The organism is Nitrobacter vulgaris (genome assembly GCF_002028545.1).
Classification (GTDB): domain Bacteria; phylum Pseudomonadota; class Alphaproteobacteria; order Rhizobiales; family Xanthobacteraceae; genus Nitrobacter; species Nitrobacter vulgaris.
In genome coordinates this window covers 114,175-134,004 of the sequence record NZ_MWPQ01000039.1, presented here as the reverse complement: position 1 = coordinate 134,004, position 19,830 = coordinate 114,175, and the positions used below count along the sequence as shown (strand labels likewise).

At 56.8% G+C, this 19,830-nt stretch carries 13 protein-coding genes and 1 tRNA gene; 13 read left to right on the top strand and 1 reads right to left on the bottom strand.

The annotated features are described in order from the left end of the window. The first annotated feature begins 103 nt into the window (after positions 1-103). The 13 genes from B2M20_RS09130 (at position 104) to B2M20_RS09065 (ending at position 19,160) form a co-directional block, all read left to right on the top strand. On the top strand, positions 104-358 hold the full coding sequence (locus B2M20_RS09130) for a hypothetical protein (RefSeq protein WP_079446728.1): 255 nt from the start codon (positions 104-106) through the stop codon (positions 356-358). After that, on the top strand, positions 345-1,223 hold the full coding sequence (locus B2M20_RS09125; RefSeq protein ID WP_079446727.1) for a hypothetical protein: 879 nt from the start codon (positions 345-347) through the stop codon (positions 1,221-1,223). Before B2M20_RS09130 ends, B2M20_RS09125 begins: the two co-directional genes overlap by 14 nt. Continuing rightward, positions 1,220-4,735, top strand: a complete 3,516-nt coding sequence (gene drmA, locus B2M20_RS09120) for a DISARM system helicase DrmA (protein ID WP_079446726.1) — start codon at positions 1,220-1,222, stop codon at positions 4,733-4,735. Before B2M20_RS09125 ends, drmA begins: the two co-directional genes overlap by 4 nt. Continuing rightward, positions 4,732-6,588, top strand: coding sequence for a DUF1998 domain-containing protein (drmB, locus tag B2M20_RS09115; protein WP_079446725.1), 1,857 nt, complete (start codon positions 4,732-4,734; stop codon positions 6,586-6,588). Before drmA ends, drmB begins: the two co-directional genes overlap by 4 nt. 41 nt (positions 6,589-6,629) lie before the next feature. Then, positions 6,630-7,340, top strand: a complete 711-nt coding sequence (locus tag B2M20_RS09110; RefSeq protein WP_139372871.1) for a uracil-DNA glycosylase family protein — start codon at positions 6,630-6,632, stop codon at positions 7,338-7,340. Positions 7,341-7,639: 299 nt separating this feature from the next. Further along, positions 7,640-9,121, top strand: coding sequence for an SIR2 family protein (locus B2M20_RS09105; protein ID WP_244553473.1), 1,482 nt, complete (start codon positions 7,640-7,642; stop codon positions 9,119-9,121). Positions 9,122-9,267: 146 nt separating this feature from the next. Next, positions 9,268-11,148, top strand: coding sequence for an ATP-binding protein (locus B2M20_RS09100; protein WP_244553472.1), 1,881 nt, complete (start codon positions 9,268-9,270; stop codon positions 11,146-11,148). Next, positions 11,145-12,041, top strand: a complete 897-nt coding sequence (locus B2M20_RS09095; protein WP_079446723.1) for a 3'-5' exonuclease — start codon at positions 11,145-11,147, stop codon at positions 12,039-12,041. The genes B2M20_RS09100 and B2M20_RS09095 overlap by 4 nt, the downstream gene beginning before the upstream one ends. 676 nt (positions 12,042-12,717) lie before the next feature. Continuing rightward, positions 12,718-13,170: a hypothetical protein gene (locus B2M20_RS09085; RefSeq protein WP_079446721.1), complete on the top strand. Its 453-nt coding sequence runs from the start codon at positions 12,718-12,720 to the stop codon at positions 13,168-13,170. Positions 13,171-13,186: 16 nt separating this feature from the next. Next, positions 13,187-13,510, top strand: a complete 324-nt coding sequence (locus B2M20_RS09080) for a DUF6634 family protein (RefSeq protein WP_079446720.1) — start codon at positions 13,187-13,189, stop codon at positions 13,508-13,510. Positions 13,511-13,559: 49 nt separating this feature from the next. Beyond that, positions 13,560-15,668, top strand: coding sequence for an AAA family ATPase (locus B2M20_RS09075; RefSeq protein ID WP_244553471.1), 2,109 nt, complete (start codon positions 13,560-13,562; stop codon positions 15,666-15,668). Between the two features lie 162 nt (positions 15,669-15,830). Further along, positions 15,831-16,760, top strand: a complete 930-nt coding sequence (locus tag B2M20_RS09070; RefSeq protein ID WP_079446719.1) for a hypothetical protein — start codon at positions 15,831-15,833, stop codon at positions 16,758-16,760. 630 nt (positions 16,761-17,390) lie between these two features. Then, positions 17,391-19,160, top strand: a complete 1,770-nt coding sequence (locus B2M20_RS09065; protein WP_079446718.1) for a recombinase family protein — start codon at positions 17,391-17,393, stop codon at positions 19,158-19,160. Here B2M20_RS09065 and B2M20_RS09060 read toward each other — a convergent pair. Further along, positions 19,128-19,221: transfer RNA gene (locus tag B2M20_RS09060), tRNA-Ser, on the bottom strand. The genes B2M20_RS09065 and B2M20_RS09060 overlap by 33 nt on opposite strands. Positions 19,222-19,830 lie beyond the last annotated feature (609 nt).

Sequence of the window (19,830 nt, the reverse complement as noted above, 5' to 3'; positions counted from 1 at the left end):
AGGGCGGGCTAGGCGCGATGGCCACCGCGTTAAAGCGTCACGATAACGCGAAATGGACGGTGGTTGCCTACCTACCATTCCTGTGGGAGAGCCTGACGTTCACATGTTCCTCAAGCCCACGATGATCACCGCCTTCGCGGAGCGCGTCGGCCATCCCTTTGCCAACGCCTACAAATCGGAACTTGATCCGGCCGTTTATGAATCCTTATTCGATCTGGCGCGAACTACCAGGAACAAGATTTCCGACCTTCGTCCGCGGAACATGACCGACGTTCAATGCTTCATGTGGACGTCAGTGGAATACACCGAAGACGATAAGCAAGACCTTCTGGAAGCGCGGGCTGATGAGCATCACTGAGGACGCAACCGCCAAGATCGAACAATTGAGCAAGAGGCTCATCTCGATGTCAGCCGCAGATATCGCAGGAATGATCGACAGCGGCGACACTCTGAATGATGTGACTTTTCGACTCTGGCGCGAAGAGGACTTTGGTGCCTTTTACGCGCCATTCGATTGGGTCAACGAGCAGGCCGATATCGTGTTGATCGGCATCACTCCCGGAAGACGTCAAGCGAAGGATGCGCTGCTTGCGTTGCGTGCAGCGCTTATGGCGGGGAAGCCGATCCCAGAAGCCGCAGCGCAAGCGAAGCAGGCGGCTTCCTTCAACGGTGATATGCGATCCATCGCTACAGAACTCATGGACCACTTCCGCCTCAATGAAGTGTTCGGACTGCGTGGCTGTTCGCTGTTATTCGATGTTGCGGCGTCTCGGGCTCACTATACTTCAGTTTTGCGCTACCCGGTTATCGAGTGGAAGACGGTAACTAAAAAGGGAATGAAGACGACCAAGTGGACCGACTATGGTGGTGATGACCAGATCATCCGTCGGATATGCATGAAGAAGACAATAGAGACAAAATTTTTGCCGGAGCTGCGTGAATTTGCAAATGCTTGGCTTGTGCCATTTGGCCCCATCCCGGCCCTCGTTCTTGAGCAGCTTGCCGATCGTGGTGAAATCGACCGCTCCCGCATCCTGACAGGCCTCAACCATCCTTCCGGGACGCAATGGAATCGACATAATTGTCAACTGGACCGTGTCGACCATAGAGCCTGCGCCAGGAATGTCGGCTGCTCTACAATCCAGGATCGAAGCAGGCGGCTCCGCCAGAGGATACGAGAAATCTTATCCATCGACGGCCAAGCCGAGAGGACCGTTTCATGACTAGCTCCGTAGAAATCCGGTCCAAGCTTGTCGACCTGCTTCGCCGCGATCTTATTGGGCCGCATCCGGACCTCGATCATGATCTCGCGCACGAGGTGCTGCCCGAGAAGCCATCGCGATGGTATGTGGGTGGCTTTATCGTGCCCGCCTATGATGGCGTTGTACCGGCCGTTGCGGACGAAGACGAGGTGGTAGAGGAAACCGGTGACGACCTGCTTGCGGGTGAAACGCTGGATTCTGCGGTTGACGGCGATGCTGACGAGAAGGATTCGTCCGACCAACCACCACGCGACAGGTTTCTTCCGTCTTCAATCGGCCTAACAGTGATGCTGCCGGAAACGGTGAACCAGATCACCATGCGGGCGACGTGGGGAAACTACAAGACCGAGCCGCCTTTACCTGATGCACTGCTGATCCCGGAATTGTCAGAAACAGGAAAACCAAAACCCGAAAAGCCCGACGCGCTGCGCTGGGTCCGCATCCCCGGGGAAGCTAGGAAAGTGCTCGATGTCACGCGGAACCAGTCCGGTATTCCCCTTCCGGAGAGTGCGGCACCGCAACGCCCCGGCGGCGGCCTCGAAATTTCCGTCCACCAGCGTGTTCTTCAACAGAACACCCCAGAGGGGACTGAAGAGCGATTACGGGTGGTCACCGTATTCTTGGTGAACCGTCGACGCAGTGCAAAGGCCCCCTACAAAGACGTGGCCTACGCATTTCAATGTCGGATAGAACTCGAGTGTGATGAGGGATTTTATCCTCGCGGCGACCTGTCTACCTACCAATCGGACGATCCAGACCTCAGGCTCGCCGATCTTCATTACCGAGATGTCTGCGAATACGGCGTCGGCCGAAATACGTCGGCAGGCTGGGAAGGAAGCGAGGACAGATCAAACGGAGACGCGCCGATGACGCGTGTCTGGACGGAATTCCTTCCACAGCAGGAAGTAGAACGTGTCGTGCCTACCAGAATCGATGGCGTTCAGTTCGGCATGGAAGCTCTAGCCGCGGCGGCGATGTCGGGCCCGGCGGCACTTGGCGCAGCTCTGGACGCTTTACCTGATCTCTACGCGGAGTGGCGACGAGATCAGGAGCACCTGATGACGGGTCTTGCTCCACGACGGCTACAGACTGTTCAAGCGTTGTTTGCGAATGCTGATGCTGCGAATCGAAGGATTCGCGCTGGGATCTCTCTTCTCAAGCTTAACAGCCAAGCGCGCGAGGCCTTCGGGCTCATGAACGCGGCGATGGCCATGGCCAATCGACAGCGTGAGGCCGCGATACAAAAGAGGGCTCCTGACGAACTAGATCCGCCGACTTGGCGGCCGTTCCAGCTTGCATTCGTCCTCCTCAATCTCGCCGGTATGACCGACCGCAACAATCCTGAGCGAGACATCGTCGATCTGCTGTTTTTCCCCACGGGCGGCGGCAAGACCGAGGCGTATCTTGGCCTTGCCGCTTACGCGATTGTGCTGAGGCGGTTGCGGGGGTCAGGGGTTCTGGGGGCGGGTGTGAGTGTCATAATGCGCTACACATTGCGACTCTTGACCCTTGACCAACTCTCGCGCGCTGCCGGCCTCGTTTGCGCCCTTGAGCTTTTGAGAACGAAAAATGAGAACGGTCGCAAGTCGCTGGGAGATTGGCCAATCGAAATCGGCCTTTGGGTCGGTGGCGCGGCTTCGCCGAATAATCTTAAGCCCCGGAATCCGTCTGACAAGGACGCCGCGACAACCTGGCTGAAACGCTACCAGAGGCGCCCGAAGACCAAGTCACCTGTGCCGCTGAAAGCCTGTCCGTGGTGTGGGACTCCGTTCAAGCCGGAGAGCTTTCACTTTACGCCAAACAGCACGGCACCGCAAAACCTCGCCATCAAATGCGAGAATGCGGAATGCGATTTCACTCGTGATCGAGCACTTCCTATAATCGTTGTGGACGAGCCGATCTATCGTCGCTTGCCCGCATTTCTCATCGCCACGGTGGACAAGTTCGCCTCGTTGCCTTGGATTGGTCAGAGCGGCGCGTTCTTCGGACATGTCGATCGATACGAACCGGAAAGGGGCTTCTTCGGCGCATCCGAGCCCGGCCAAGGCAGACCGCTCGGAAATGGCCACCACCTCGACCCGCCGGATCTGATCATCCAGGACGAATTACATCTTATCTCGGGTCCGCTCGGAACAGTCGCGGGTCTCTACGAAATGGCAATCGATCTGCTCGCGTCTCGTTCGGGTACACATCGGTCGGTCCGACCAAAAATTGTCGCATCGACTGCCACCGTGCGTCGGGCAGAAAGGCAAATCGCCGCTTTATTCGATCGGTCCGAAACGGCCGTGTTCCCACCGCCCGGCATCAGCCGGGCCAACAGCTTCTTTGCTAAGACAGTGCCGTCTTCGGAAGAACCTGCGCGCCTCTATATAGGTGTCGCGAGCCAGGGCCGCGGGCCAAAGCTCCTTTTCCTTCGAAGCATGCAGACGCTGCTTTCAGGATCGCAAGCACTGACTGCACCGCAGCCAGCTGATGAGAATCCAGCTGATCCGTATCTCACCGTGCTTGCCTACTTCAATGCGCTCCGCGAGTTGGGTGGTGCACGCCGCATCGTGGAGGATGAAATCCGCGAGCATGTTGCGAACTATGGCGACAAGCGCCAGCGCGTCGCGCCCGCGGGGATGGCATTTGCGAACCGTCAGATGCGACAACCTCTGGAATTGACATCGCGCGTCACAACGGACGAGGTCGCACTGGCGAAGGATCGTTTAGGCAGGGCATTGATGAAGGGTGGATTTGTTGACGACGATAGCGTGGATGTCGCGCTGGCCACCAATATGATTTCGGTCGGCCTCGATATCAGCCGTCTCGGTCTGATGCTCGTCCAGGGCCAACCCAAAACCACCGCCGAATACATCCAGGCCACCAGCCGTGTAGGCCGCGCTAGCGGAAAGCCAGGTCTGGTAGTGACAATTCTAAACCTCCATAAGCCGCGGGATCGCGCCCATTACGAGCAATTCCGCGCCTTCCACTCTTCTTTCTATCGCGCGGTGGAAGCAACAAGTGTGACACCGTTTGCTCCACGAGCGCTGGATCGCGCTTTGGCGGCGGTCGTCGTTGCGGCGGCACGGCACCATGATCCTGCGCTTTCACCTTCGGACGCGGTAAGCAGGCTTAAGGACTATTCAGGCGCTCGCGATACCGTCATTACAGCTCTTCGTCGGAGAGCACTTTCCGCTAGGGTAGACAGGGACTCGATAGACCGGGCTGTGTCCCGTGCAGTCGAACTCTTCGACATGTGGGAGCAGGTCGCGGAAACACAGACGGCAACGGGCGGCACCTTCACATATGACGGATCCGGCGTGGAAAGACGGCTACTGCAATACCCGCTGGATCGCGCTTCTGAAACGCTCGACCGTGCGCACCAGCAGTTCGTAGCCGCACGCTCGATGCGAGATGTCGAATACGCTGTCTTCCTGAAGAGTTGTGATCCATTCGGCCAACCTTTGCACGAATCGGAGCATGATCAATGAGCCGCCCCAAACAGAGCTTGAGTCAACTGTTCACGTCTTTTGGACCCGGAGCGATGCTCGATCTTCCAACTCGGTCGGTGGTCATAGCGGGGCTTGATCACTGGGATGGTAAAAAGATAGCCTTCAAGCGCATTGAGGAGCCGCGGCTCGCAATGTTGCTTCAGACCTTTCTTTCACAGAACGGGCGTTGGGACGCGAATAAGCCCGTCCAGCTTCGAACACCGCCGATTGCCCAAGACAGTCGAAACGAGAGCGATCCGGCGAGCGTCGCCGTCAGGGTCTTCCCCACTTGGTTCACCTGTGAGGGCGTTGTTAAAGAGGCTGGAACAGCGGATCCTCGACGTAGACGGCTCGTTCGCTGGAATGAGTTGGACGCGAGCGGCGGCAGGAAGAAATTCCAACGCGATGATGGCAAGAAAGTCGATGTCACGCCAATCCGTTTTGTTGGCGCCTGCAAGAAGGGACATCTTCAGGACATAGACTGGAAGTGGCTCGTTCATCGCGGGGAAAAGTGTAGCGAAGCCCTGTGGATCGAGGAGCAAGGCACCAGTGCCGATCCCTCGAATATCCGCATCGGCTGCCATTGCGGTCGCCCATCAGTATCCCTTGCGGACGCATTCAAGCCGGGATTTCTAGGACGATGCATGGGAAAACGCCCGTGGCTAGATAGTGAGGAGCCAGGCTGCACGGAGCAACTGCATTTCTTGTCGCGTTCAGCAACCAATACTTATTTTCCCCAATCGGTGACGATCATATCATTGCCGATCAATGAGGATGCGCTGAGCGAGGCTATCCGGAAGAACTGGTCCAGCTTGCAGAAGGCTACGGATCCAGCCTTCGTTGAAGTGTTGAGGAATGTGCCTGAAATTGGCGCCTCTCTGGCGGGATACGGAAATGAGGATATCTACCGTCGTATTATACGAATGCGCGAATCTGTCGTGCGAGAGGCCGTGCAAGATCCGAAAATTGCGGAATACGATTTACTGGCGAGCGGTGACAGCATAATCGGTGCCGATGGCATCGGCGAACCGCTCTTCGCAGAGACCTTAGACGTTCCGGACATTAACCGGTGCGTTACTGTTGATGGACAGCCATATCTGAATTCGATTGTCGCCGTACATCGGCTGAAGGCAGTGACGTGTTTATACGGTTTCACTCGACTTGAGCCTGCGCCCACCATAGCCGAGGAAATGTTGGAAGAGGTGCGGCTCGCAGTGGACGGCGCGCCATTGGCCGAGAATGAAGACTGGCTGCCTGCCATGGAGCAGACCGGCGAGGGGATATTTCTGACGGTGAAGCCTGCTGTGATCCGGGATTGGCTTCAGCGAAAACGAGTAGTGGATCGCGCCGGGAAATTGGTAGCAGGAGTCAAAAACTACGAGTCCCGTCACAATGTAAAACAGCAGTTTCCAAGCGTGCCTTACATCCTCTTGCACTCGCTTTCGCATGCGCTCATGGAGGAGATCTCTCTGGATTGCGGCTATCCACTTAGTTCTCTGAAGGAGCGAGTTTACGCGATAGCATCGAGAGAGGCAGATCAATCTGATCGCTTCGGAATTTTGATCTATACCGCCAGCGCAGGAGCCCAAGGAACCCTGGGAGGATTGACCGAAATCGCGATCAGAATTCCCCGATTGATCGAAAGCAGTTTGGAACGCCTAAAATTATGCTCGAACGATCCTATATGCGCCGACCATGACCCGTCGGTTTCGGGTGATGAACGTTCTCTCATCGGAGCGGCTTGTCATGCATGCGCTCTCGTGCCGGAGACAAGTTGTGAGAATCGAAACAATTTTCTGGACCGGACGTTGCTGACCAATACGGTAGCAAACGCTGACGCCAATTTGACGTGACAGTTTAGAACATTGACGACTTGCCGCGTTTTCAGCGGGAGATGGCGATTATGCTGGAGCGGCACCCTTATAATACTCGTGAGCCCATTCCAGATGACACACGGCTTGTTGTTATCGGCACGGCCCCACCTCCCAGGTTCTCCAATCCCGCATGCGGCGGCATGAGAGGGTTGGATTTCGATTTCTTCTATGGTTCAGAAGATAACTACATGTGGGAATTTCTGGAGAACATCGCCAAGCGGAAACAAGGCGTCAAGCTTTTTGGAGACGATCTTTCACCCCAACAATGTTGCGATGCTGCGCGGAAGTTTTTGCGCGACAATCGAATTTGGATGCATGACGTGCTGAGTTCCTATCAAAGAAAGGAAAGCAAAGAGCATTTGGCTGACGATGCTTACATCATCCCAGTTGAGCTATCTTCCTTTCGAGAACTGCTTCACACCGCCGCAATTTCAAAGCTGGCTTTCACAAGTGAAAAGGCCGCAGAGTGGACCTTTACTGCATTGATTCAGGAAGGGCAGTTGGCGAATCCTGAGCATCTTAAGGCCGCCTTTAAGGAATGGCGCGCGATTGATCGAGGCTTGGAGATCGAAGCATACGTCCGAACAAAATTCAAAGAGCCATTTATAGAATGCCAAATTGGTGGCCGCAATTTCCACCTTCACATTTTGCCGACGCCGACGAGGCGCAGCGGGGTAAAGGGGCTCACCCTCGGATTAAAGGAAGACATCTACGAGCATGTTCTGTTTTGACCGAGTGTCAGTCAGTGACTTTGAACCCACGCAGGAGTTCTGATCTGATTCAGCTTGGCCATTCTAGAACGAAGTTTGCGTTTCTGGTCGTTCTTATCGTCCTCTTTGCAATGTCGGCCGCACATGCGGATTGCGAGCACAGGCTTGTTCTTTCTAATTGGAGATGGTGTGCGATACCCGAATGGTGAAGACGGTTGCTCTTCGACCATGCCGAACCGTTCGGGGCGCTCATGGCGCGATGTGCAGATACAGCCGCGCGAGCTACCGCGGCAAAATAAGAAACTGATGAGGGGGTGTGCATGAGTGAGGGCGACGAAGGACGCAAATTTCAATTTCTGCGGAACGGCGATGCCGAACCTTTAGATCTTGACTGGAACAAAGGGGGTGAGAGCGCGCGTCAGGCCATTTCCGAGGCCATGAGCGCCAAGAACATAGCATTCTTGCTTGGCGCGGGATGCTCCTCCCTGATGAAGGGCGGCAAAGAGCTCGGCATTTCAACGATGGCGCCTCTGGCAAAAGAGTTTTGCGGGGAAACCCTCGACGCGCGCAATGCGGGATTTTACGCTGAGACGCCATCGATGGAGGGCGGTGAGGCCGTCGCTGATGACGATGTCATCGAAGCCGAGGGCCGACCGCCCGACCCAACTGCTGACCCGCTGACGGAAATGTTCGGTGATTCAGTCGTAGCCGAAGACGCTGGCGCCGGCGGTGTGTTGGAAGCACAGGTCCTTGGCGAACGAGAGCGGGAGCCCGCGCCATGGCGGTTGACCAAGGCCGAACTCGATTATCTCGATGCGCTCGGGATCAATTTGGGGAAAGATTACAGCCGCAACCTTGAGCGCCTGATGGAGGTGCTATTCGCACAGCGGTTTGTGCTACGTCATAGCGAGAACACCGACCTTAGCCCCGACCGCGCTGTTCTCGATGGCATCATCAAAAAGGTCCAAGATTTCCTGTGTATCCGTGTCACCAACGGGAGCTTCGCCGCGGACGGCGACACCACCGTGCGCGATCTCTACGAGCGGTTTTACAAGAAGCTGGTCCTGCGCGATCGGTCCTTGCCTCGGCCGTGGGTGTTCACGACCAACTACGATCATTTCAGCGAATTGGCGATGGACCGCTTGGGCATTCCATATGCCAACGGCTTCTCTGGTGTGGTTGAACGCCGCTTCAACCCAGCCAGTTTCCGCTATGCCTTAGCCGAGCAGCTCGATGTCGCCAGCCGTAAGTGGACCGCCGTCGATGCCTTCGTCTATCTCTGCAAATTGCATGGCTCGGTCACTTGGACCGAGGACGATCACGGCTTGTTCCCGATCAAGGAGGTTTGGCCGCCAGCGTCCGCGAACCAGATGCTGATCTATCCGACGCCGGCGAAGCAGAACTCTTCGCTCGGCTCGCCCTATGCGGACCTCTTCCGGGAATTTCAGTCCCGAATCGTACGCGAGCAGAGTGTTCTCATGACGGCCGGCTACGCCTTTGGGGACGAGCACCTGAATAACATCATCTACCAGGCGCTAACGATCCCGACTTTCCGCCTGGTGATCTTTGCGGCGCCGGACATGGACGGGGAGATCGCCAAGCTTCGGGCGCTGCGCGATCCTCGGATTTGGATCATCGGTGGCGACGGCCCCACCGAGGGAACGAAGGCGCACTACTTCGATATGATCGTCGAACATTTCATGCCGCAGCGTCCCAGCGATCGGATCGACGATGCTGTTCGCAAGGTGTTGTCTGAGTTGGCGCCGAAAAGGGACGATGAAAAGAAGGAAGATGAGGCATGAGCCACGACGATCGCAAGCGCGCGATCGGCAAAGTGGTCTCGGTCGCAGCCGACCGCTTTGTCGTGGAGATGCACGCCGGGACCGACAATTTTACGGTCGTCGGTTTCGACGACGTACACTACGTGGCGCGGCTGGGGTCATTCTTGATGATCCCGTCGCAGTCGGAATATGTCGTGGTTGAGGTTGTAGGCTTGCGCGAACGCGATGCGAGCGCGCCATCCGAGCGCGGTGACTTCGACCGGGCTGGCTCTTCCAAATACCTGGATGTGGTGCCTGTCGGCATGTTGCCGATGCGCGGCGGCGTGTTCCGTTTCGGCGTATCCGTTTTCCCATCCCTGTATGCAGATGCGCTCTATGCCTTGGATGGCGAACTCGATCGCATCTTCGAGACCGAGGCGGCCATTGAGCCATCGGTCGGCCCGGCTGGCGGTGCCAGCCAACCTGCAGGCGCCACGCGCTACCGCGTTCTGCCAATCGGCAAGTCGGTGGTGTTCGAGGATTATGACGTCAAAGTCCGTCTGAACGAGTTCTTCGGCGGCCATGTCGCCGTCCTGGGCAATACCGGCAGTGGTAAGTCATGCACGGTCGCGTCGGTTTTGCAGTCTCTCTTCTACAAGCCGAACGAACATCACGCCCGCGGAGCGACGTTCATCGTCTTTGACGTGAATGGCGAGTATCACGAGGCGCTCGCGCCTTTGGCGAAAGACGGCGGCATTGGCGTCCATCGAGTGATCCTTGATGGGACGACCGCCGGCTTTCGCATGCCGCACTGGTTCCTGGAGATGGCAGAATGGGAACTGCTTTTGCAGGCCAGCGAGCGAACGCAACTGCCGGTCCTTCGGACGGCGTTGGGTCTGACAAGCCTCTTCCACGCCAACACGCCAGATGCCCTGGCGCTGCGTGAGCATTTTGTCGCCACTTGCATCATTGAGTGCTTTCGAGGAGCAGATGGCGACTCTCCAGTGTCGAAGTTTCAGCGCGTCGTCTCTCTTCTCCAGAAGTATCCGACGAACGATCTGAATATGGCGCTGTTGAACCGCTTCAGCCCGAATTTTCAGTACGGAAATTTTCATGGGAATAACCAATCGTTGTTTCTGGACGAAGTACGGAAGAAGCTCCGGGAGGATGCGCCCTTACCAGCCTACAATCGGACGCCGTTCTCTTTCGATGAGCTGCACGAATGTCTGGATTTCGCGATCCTCTATGAGGAGGCCCACGGCAACCGCCAAATCCGAGATTACTGCTCGGCCATGGTTACGCGGCTCAAATCTCTTCAGGAGCGGACGGAATATGCCTTTCTGCGGCACGAAGGCGCCGACGTCGATGCGGCCGTAAGCGATCTGGAGTTCTTGAGCAACATTGTGGGACTGGAAAAGGCCGCTGGCGGCGCATTCGCTAAATGCAATCAGGTCATCATTATCGACCTGAATGCCGTCGAAGATGAAATCGTTGAGTTGGTCAGCGCGGTCATTGCGCGCATGCTATTTCGGTTTCTTTGCCGCGCAGAACCTCGAAACCGCTTCCCGATACACCTGCTCCTCGAAGAGGCTCACAGGTATGTCGCCTCTACACCTTCCCGGTTCTCCATCGACGCCACCAAGATTTTCGAGCGCATCGCCAAAGAGGGCCGCAAGTACGGCATGTTCGTGCTCCTGGCGTCGCAGCGTCCGAGCGAGCTGTCCAAGACGGTTCTCAGCCAGTGCTCCAATTTCCTGGTTCACCGCATTCAGAACCCCGACGATCTCTCTCAAATTCGCCAGATGACTCCATTTATTTCGGAGTCCGTCCTGAAGCGGCTGCCGTCGCTGCCTCGGCAGCACGCGCTGGTGTTTGGAACTTCAGTCAATCTTCCCACGACATTCAAAGTGCGGGAGGCGTCGCCGCGACCGCGTAGCGACGATACGGCCATCGTCGATCTCTGGTTCCATGAAGAAGGTCGAGCCGCTGATATTCGCCTTACACCCCGGTCGGTCGATGATGCCGCAGCGGCTGGAAGGGAGCCAACAGCGGAGAACGAAGCAGGATGATGACTTCTTCTGACCATCTGGAGTTGATCGCGCAGACGCTGGAGGCCACGGGGGATTACCGCGTCATCCGGCGCCTTAAGCCGCGCCCATCTAACGTTCCCCCTCCCGGTACGCCGGTCAGACTTGGCCTTGTGGTGGATGTGGAAACTACAGGGCTCGATCCGCGGCGCGAAGAGATTATCGAACTCGCCATGACGCCGTTCAGCTACGGCCTGGATGGCACCGTCTTCAGCGTGGGCGAAAGTTTCCAAAGGTTGCGTCAGCCGAGCGAGCTGATTACGCCTGAGATCACCGCGATCACTGGCATTACGAACGAGATGGTGGCGGGTCAAGTCATCGACCAGGCTGAGATCGCTAAATTCGCGGCGCCGGCATCACTCATCATTGCTCATAACGCGGCGTTCGATCGCCGCTTCCTTGAACGGTTCAGCGATGTGTTTTCGTCGAAGCCGTGGGCTTGTTCGCTCAACCAGATCGACTGGGCTGCGGAAGGGTTTGAGGGTACGAAATTGGCCTATCTCGCCCAGGCGACCGGCTTCTTCTACGATCGTCACCGAGCGATGCACGATTGTCTCGCCACCGTCGAATTGCTGGCGACTCGACTGCCCAAATCCGGAGTCACGGGCCTCAGTCGCCTCCTGGATGGTGCCCGAGCCGTGACATGGCGAATCTGGGCGGAGAACTCCCCATACGAATTGAAAGATGTCCTCAAGGCTCGAGGGTATCGCTGGAACGGCGATCCTGGACCTCAGCCTCGTGCTTGGTACATCGACGTTTCTGAGGCTCAACGTGAGACCGAGCTACGTTTCTTAAGAACGGAGATCTATCAGCGTGCGATCGACCCTGTGCTCCGGCGGATCGATGCACATGATCGCTTTTCAGATCGGATTTAAACTATTTGCGAAAGACGAATGGGATGGAACTGGCTTAGCCGGTCAGTATGTCTACGTCAGAAAAGCAGCTCCACGTCTCGGCGACGAAATCATGGACGAGACGTGATTGGGCCGGCTCCGGCTGGACGATAAATAAGAAACGGGGTTGAACGGACCTGGCGGCGTGAGGGGCTGAAAGCCCCCGCCAAACAACCCAAGCGAGGGCGTCGTTCGCTGACCATGACCCGTCGGTCATCGGGTGATGAATGTTCTCTGATCGGAGCAGCGTGCAATGCATGGGCTCTCGTGCCGGAGGCGGGTTGTAAAAACCGAATATTTTTTGGCTTGGACTCCACTGCGATAGGTTCCGTTGCGCATCTCGATGGACATGATCCACATTACGTTGCGTTCTACAGCCTTTGCCAGGCGATATTAACCATGCGTCGGGTTTCTCCGGATGCCCTCCGGAAAGGTGCAGGCCAACATGGTACAACTTGTCTCAAGTTTGATGACTGGTTCGCCAGATTGCGCAGCGAAATTTCAACCGCCATCAAACGCCAAGCTTCGTTGAAATGAATCCCTGAAGAACCGCGGCGGCGCTTGCAGCCCGCCCGCGCGGCAGGATTCGCGACAGCAAGTCCTGCACCAGTACGTCCAAGACCCGTCGCTTTGATCCTTTTTTTTGGGAGGGTAACGCATGCGCGTAGCGATCAGTCGTGCCTTCGAGATCAGTGAATCTTCTGGATTATCCCCGAACGCAAGGATACCGGTTCCTGCGCTGGCCAACGACGATAATGACCCGGCTTCCCCATTGACGTGGTGGAGGACCAAAATCCCCGGCGAGTTCAGAAAAAGGGACTCCGCCACCCTTCGATGGGCCCTGATAGGAACGAGGATCGACGGGGAGCCTTACTGGCCTGACGTAGCCACGGGTGAAGTGCCCGCCGCGATCAAGATTACCGTGGATCGACTCAAGAAGCGGAAGATCGATCACGCTGAAATCGATCTCGTCCTCTCGGCCATGCTTGCTTTCGCGATAGACGGCGACGTCACATCCGGAATTCTCATTTCCTCGGCGTTGCGACGGCGGTCAAAAATCGACCCGCAGTGCCGCCTGCTCAGCGATCTCTGGCTGATTGCCGATTTCTGATCGTCAGGAGGATGCAATGACAATCGAGACGCCGTTTCGGAATATCATCGACCTTCAAAACGCCTTGGTTGATCTGTCGCACGACATCCATGACATCCGTGTTCATGGTTGGCCGAACCATCCTTCCCTGGCCAACGCACCCTGGCTGGAGAACTGGTCTTCCGCGGCATTGTTCAGCCCGTGCCTGATTGGCGAGGTAACGGATCATCCGCTGCTCGGCGATCGGCCCCGCATCCATACCAGTCAACTCATGGTTCTGGACGCCGAACGTGGATGGGCACGAACCTGGTCGCGGTTCTATCGACTCGGGCCGCCACATCATGGCGATCGGCACCACTGATCCCCCTCGCCAATCCGACATCATCATCCTTTCACAACGAGGCACCCTCATGTCCGTGATGGAAACCGACGACCGCGTCGCCGCGACTGCTTTAAGCCCCGCCACCAAAACGTCGTCAGATTTACTGGCGCGCGCCTTCCTCGACATTTTAGCTCGCGCAGCAGGCGCCGAGGCCAAGCCTCTGCTCCGGAGTGGCGATCCCACTGATCCGATCGAGCAGCTGCTCGATGATCTTTCCGGCAGCGCCGATCCGGACAATCAGACCTCCATCCGGCCGGACATTGCCGCCGTCGCGATCCTCACGGCCCGCGCCATCGAGACGGTGCCCGGGCTCATCAAGGAATTGCGTCGCGGCAATCCAGTGATCACGATCGCCACCCATGACGCAGAGCTGGTCGCCCTCGTTGCCGAAGTGCTGCACGAATGCGCGTTCGGCTCCGATATCCAGGTCCTGCAAGGCAGACAGTATGGTTCGAGCCGCCAGCAACGAACAGCGTTGGCGTTCGTGCGTGACGGGACCGAAAACGGGGACAAGCCAGAGAAGGGCAACGACACCGTCGCATCCGCCCTCCATGCACAGAGCCCCATCATTGGCATCGCTCCGGAACCACGGCGCCATTTGCCGCGCGATCTGATGCGGACGGCAGAGCATCATCTGGTCCTCGGCGAGATCGACGAACGCGCCATCGCACTCGTGATCGAGGCCGTCACCGGTCATGCACCCTGCGGCGCTATCGATCCGGAGCTGGTCCGCGCCGCCGATGTCGGCGACCTGCAACTGGCCGTGAGAAAGCGCCAGACGCCCGATGAGTGCCTGAAGCGGCTGGACGAGATCATCCGCAATAAGGATATCTTTGACGACAGCGGTCCACGGCTCGAGGAGCTTGCCGGATACGGCGCGGCCAAAGACTGGGGCCTGAACCTGGCGGCAGATCTCGCCGCCTACAAGCGCGGTCATCTGGACTGGGCAGCCATTGACAAGGGCCTGTTGCTGGATGGCCCACCTGGCGTCGGCAAAACACAATACGCGAAGGCGCTGGCTCGCAGCGCCGGGGTGCCGATCGTCGCCACGTCGGTGGCTGACTGGAATGCCGCCAGCTATCTGTCAGGCACGCTTCAAGCCATGCGGACCGCTTTCGTACAAGCCCGCAGACTGACGCCATCAATCCTGTTCATCGATGAACTGGACGGAATCTCTGACCGCGCCCGATTGCGCGGCGAGTACGTCGAATACTGGTCGCAGATCGTCAATCTTCTTCTCGAGCTTCTGGCCGGGATCGACGACCGCCCGGGCGTCGTTGTCATCGGCGCGACCAATCATGCGGACCGAATCGACCCCGCCATCCGTCGTGCCGGGCGCCTTGACCGGACGATCAGTATCGAACGGCCCGGGACCGATGATCTGTGTGAAATCATTCGGTTCTATCTCAAGAACGATCTTCCGGAGGCCGACCTGATGCCACTTGCTCTGGCCGCACGTGGTGGCACCGGGGCCGACGTCGAAGCCTGGGTCCGACGCGCCCGATCAAATGCCCGGCGCGGCAACCGTGCATTCACCAGCCATGACATCCTCCAAGAGATCAGAGGGCAGCAGGTCGGGCTTCCGCACGATCTCCGGAATGTCGTCAGCATCCACGAGGCGGGACATATCGTCGTCGGCGCCGCACTGCGATGTTACGAACCCAAGATGGTGTGGCTCACGGAAACGGGCGGCCTGACCAGCGGTCAGATGAATATGGGCAACGATCTCACGCTGCGCGGCCTTGAGCACGTCATGACGACGCTACTTGCGGGCCGCGCGGCTGAAAAGCTCCTTCTGGGAGCGCAGGAAGTCACCATTGGCGCAGGCCTCGGTGACACGTCCGACCTGATGAAAGCGACCCAGATCGCTTTGGATATCGAGGTTCGCTTTGGCCTCGGTCAATCTGGCCTGGTTCAGTTGCCGGACGCCTCGAGGGAGGCAATGCTCCATAACCAGACGACGTTGGCGGCGATCAGACAACGACTCGATCGATGCCATCTCTATGCTGAAACCATCGTCCAACTGCATTGCCCAGCCATTCTCGAGATTGCATCAGCCCTCAGAAACAACGGCTATCTTGAACGGGCGGCAATCGTCGAAGTTCTCCAGCATCATAATCTTGGCGAGTCTGATTGAACGGCGGCTCCAGACTCCATCGAACGAAGTCAGTAGCGGTTAAAAAAATTCTAAACAACGTACCGATCCAAGGTTCATCTTTTTCTTGAATGCATCACGCGCCGGCCGCCCGGTTCAAGTGGTGTTCGTGTTGTCCGATCGACCCTGAAGAAAGAGTGTCCCATGAAAACTCGCTTATCGAGCGTGGCCGTCAGGCGCGCTTATTCCTGCCGCGCTTCGATTTCCGATCTGGAGCCTGAATTCAAATCCATGGTCGATAAAGCGATTCAAGCAATTGTCGCGTATGAACCGAACCCCGACCGCATCTTTGGAAAGTATTCTGAACTTGCGTCTGTCGCCCGATCCGTAGCATTTCACGAGGGAAAGCTCCTCGAGTGGGGCATTGCGGCGATCGCCAAATGTAATCCTGATCTTGTGATCTTGCCGCCGGACCGACCGATGCCAATCGTTCCCGCTGCAATCCAACTTCTCAAAAAGAACGAGTGGCGCGAAATCCAGGGCATCCGGCTGCCGTCCGAGGTGCACGCAAACAGAACCTACACGCCCGATCTGTTCATCGCGAACCGCGCACGGCACGCGGGACTCATCATCGACGTGAAGCGCTCGCTCGGATCCTATGCCGAGAGCAAGTTGGAAGACCTTCGCTTCCGGATGTTGGCGGTAGCGGCGATCGCCTCGAGTTGGTTGAGCGAGCGGCAAGGTCCGATCCTCGTCGAAGTCGGCACCGCCATAATCGATGGCGCGGATATCTCCAGCGATCATGAGAAGGGCGTCTTCAAGCTTTCCGAAATTGGCGATCTTCTCGAGGTCGACGAAGCCGGCGACGCGATGACGCGCCTTCGGGATATGTTTGCCGCGCGTGTGCAGCAGGAACTCGAATCCCAGTGCCGCAAGGTAATCGGCACCGCGAAGCCTGTCTCACGGCAGTCGATGTCGAGCGTCGACTTTAGCCGCGACGAGGCGGAGGATGCGCTGCTCGATGCGGGAAGTACTGGAATTTCCACCGCGCGGAGTCGCAGTCATCAAAGCCGCATGCCGTCATTGTCAACAAATGTCCGGGTAGGATTCGCACGTTTCCGCAGCGGGTCCTGAGCTTCACACTCATTTTTATGTGATCGCTAGTCACGCGCCGGGCTGCCAATTGAAGGATTCGTTGGCGGGATTATGCCTGTCTGTGTTCTTCGAGTTTTCCTTTTGTGTTCCCGATCGAGTCCTTAGCGAGAAGATCTCGCGAACGGATCGCAAAAAAAATTAAAGATCAAACGTCGTTCTGTCGTTTATTCGCTCGGGCTGGCGCGCTTGTTTGCTCAATGAGTTGACAGCTCGAACCGAGAATACTCAGATGATGGTGGACAGGCTGACTGCTTGAACGGCTTTGATACAAGCGAACCGACCGGCATCTGACGTGCGTGTGGAGGTAGCTGTGATGAACAGGGACCAAATCCCGTCTGTAACAAGTGGCTGTCGGGACCAAGTGTATCGGCGACGGCGACCTCAAACGAAACGACGCTTGCGGGGACGTGACGCGGCTCGGCGCCCGATGGCTAATTCTGAGACGCGTCGACGGGACATCGTTTTGAGGCACCGCGAGAGATCCCACAGCATGCTTTACCATGTAGCTAATAATCTGCCGGAGGAATTGGTGGTTAGCCTAGGCGAGCTGGACGCCTTAGAAAGCCTGTTCGACGATTTGCCCAAATTTTGAGCTGGAGGAGCGGTCGAATGGCACGTTCGAAATCGCGGAATAGACCGGCACATGTGCGAATCTCAATGGACAGCTTGGGCCGAGTAACGTCAAAAAAGCTGCGTTCGACGAGTGCGCGTCGTGCTCTTGCAAACGGCAATACAGCGGTTAAGGGACGTCGTAGCGACCGTGCTATTCGTGTCGTGCTTTACCTGCGGGTCTCAAGCAAGCGGAGTGTCGAATCCAACCTATCGATTCCAGAACAGGAAGCTCAGTTGCGACGCTACTGCGAAGAGCGAGGCTTGGAAGTTGTGGCGGTTTACGTCGAGCCGGGGAAGTCTGCAAAAACGACAAATCGGCCGCAATTCCGGATGATGGTCGAAGACGCTCAGGCGCTCGAACGGCCGTTCGACAAGATCCTCATCTGGACGACGTCTCGCTTTGCAAGATCATCGAGCGACTATGCCATCGTGGAAAAACTGTTACGCGTCCACGATATCGAAGTTCTTTCGGTGTCTCAGTCATTCGCAAAGAATGCCGGCGGCCTAGTGGCAAAGCGAATCTCTACGCTATTCGATGAATACCATTCTCACCGTTCTGCCGAAGACTCCCTCAATGCGCGTCGTCAAATGGTACAAAATGGTTGGTGGCCGGGTGGCAAACCACCAGATGGACTGAAATTGATTCCTGCTCCAAACAACTCCCAGCGCAAGGTGGTCACGTTCGACGAAGATCGCAGGCCCGTAATTGAGAGGATCTATGATCTTACGTTGCATGGCGATGGCACCAGTCCGCCTCTCGGTATCAAGGCTATTGCTAAATGGCTAAATACCCGCGGTATCACGACAAGGGCCGGATCACGCTGGGGAAACCAGACTATCCACCGTATCCTCACCAATTCTGCTTATTTCGGTGACTATTACTGGGGCGTCGATCCGGCGATCAACGAGTTTCGCGAAGAGCTGGAACCAGCACTCCTGCGAGTTCCCGCGATTGTCAGTAAGAGCACGTTCGAGGACGTTCAACTCATCCTTCAACGTCGCGACCCGAAGACGGGAAAAGCCAAACAGATGAGCAGCCCACTGCTTCTGTCCGGGCTCGCGCGCTGCAGCGAATGTGGTGCATCAATGACGCTACGTACAGGCAAAGGTGGAGCGTATCGATACTACTATTGTAGCGCCGCCAATCGAGGCAAGATGGTTTGCAGCGGTCCGAGAATTCCGGAGAAGGTGCTTGATGAGGCAGTTCTGACGGCGGTTCGTTCTAGAGTACTGGATCAAGGCCATTTGAGCGAATTGATCTTGGGACTGCAGCGACGGAGGCAGCAGCGGGCATCTTCGGCCATGCAGGATCTTCCAGCCTTACAATCGCGGGTATCGGTGGCAGAAGCTTCAATCGAAGGTCTTTTGGCAAGCATTCGTTTAGCGCCATCCTTGGAGAGTGATCCGCTCTTCCAACGCAATCTACATCGCGCTGCCGACGAACTTGGCATGGCGCGGACACGTCTGACAGAGGCAACGGCGGCGATTGGTAGAACTGACGAGGTTACCGAGGAAGCCATTGCCCATTTCAGAACGCTCATGATCGGGCTCTTGGAACGCGAGAGTCCAGCTCGCACCAAAATCTACCTCTCTACGGTTTTGGAGCGTATCGAGGTTGGAACCGATGAAATCCGGATTGAAGGGCATATCGACGATCTTCGCAAAGCCGTCGTGAGTTCTACCCAAGGCTCGGGCGGCAATGTGCTGCCCGAAGTTCGCAGATATGTACGCAGATGGCGGAGCCGGAGGGATTCGAACCCTCGATAGGGCTTTACAACCCTATAACGGTTTAGCAAACCGCCGCCTTCAGCCACTCGGCCACAGCTCCGCTGATGACCGATATGCCTGACACGCTCGCCAGCCGCAAGCACATGATCGCGAGATAAGGCGTAGCACTTGAATCCATGAGACTATGTGACGCAGATCTGTGATGCCGATGCTGATCGGCACCACCCGACCCTGCATTTGCGGTGCAGAAGTACAGGTCTTCGCATTGTATTATCCAGCATACAACGTTGAATTCGTTGTAGCTTTTCCAACTTTGAAACGGCGATCCACGGATCGAATCAGGTGTCTATGATTTGCGATGTTTGAGAAGCGGAGACGAACAGCGTGTCATGTGGGGCGGATGTGCCATTTTAGACGCCTCAAACACGCTGAAAGAAAAATATACTAAAAACCAATGGCTTATCGAAAAAAATGAGGCGATTGGCATGTGCCATTTGAGCAACATGCCACCAAAATCGTTTCGACTTATTCCATTTCGAAGCTTCCTTCATTGCGTGTGCAAGACGGTTCGGTAATTCTGATCGTGCGACGGAGGGGGGCATCCCAAAGTCGTTCTGTTTTAGATGGTCGCTGTTTGGTCGCCCGTTTGCGTCCCTCCTCGCGTTGAGCGGGGGTCAGCAAGCACGAATGCTATCGGTTAGTCCGCAAT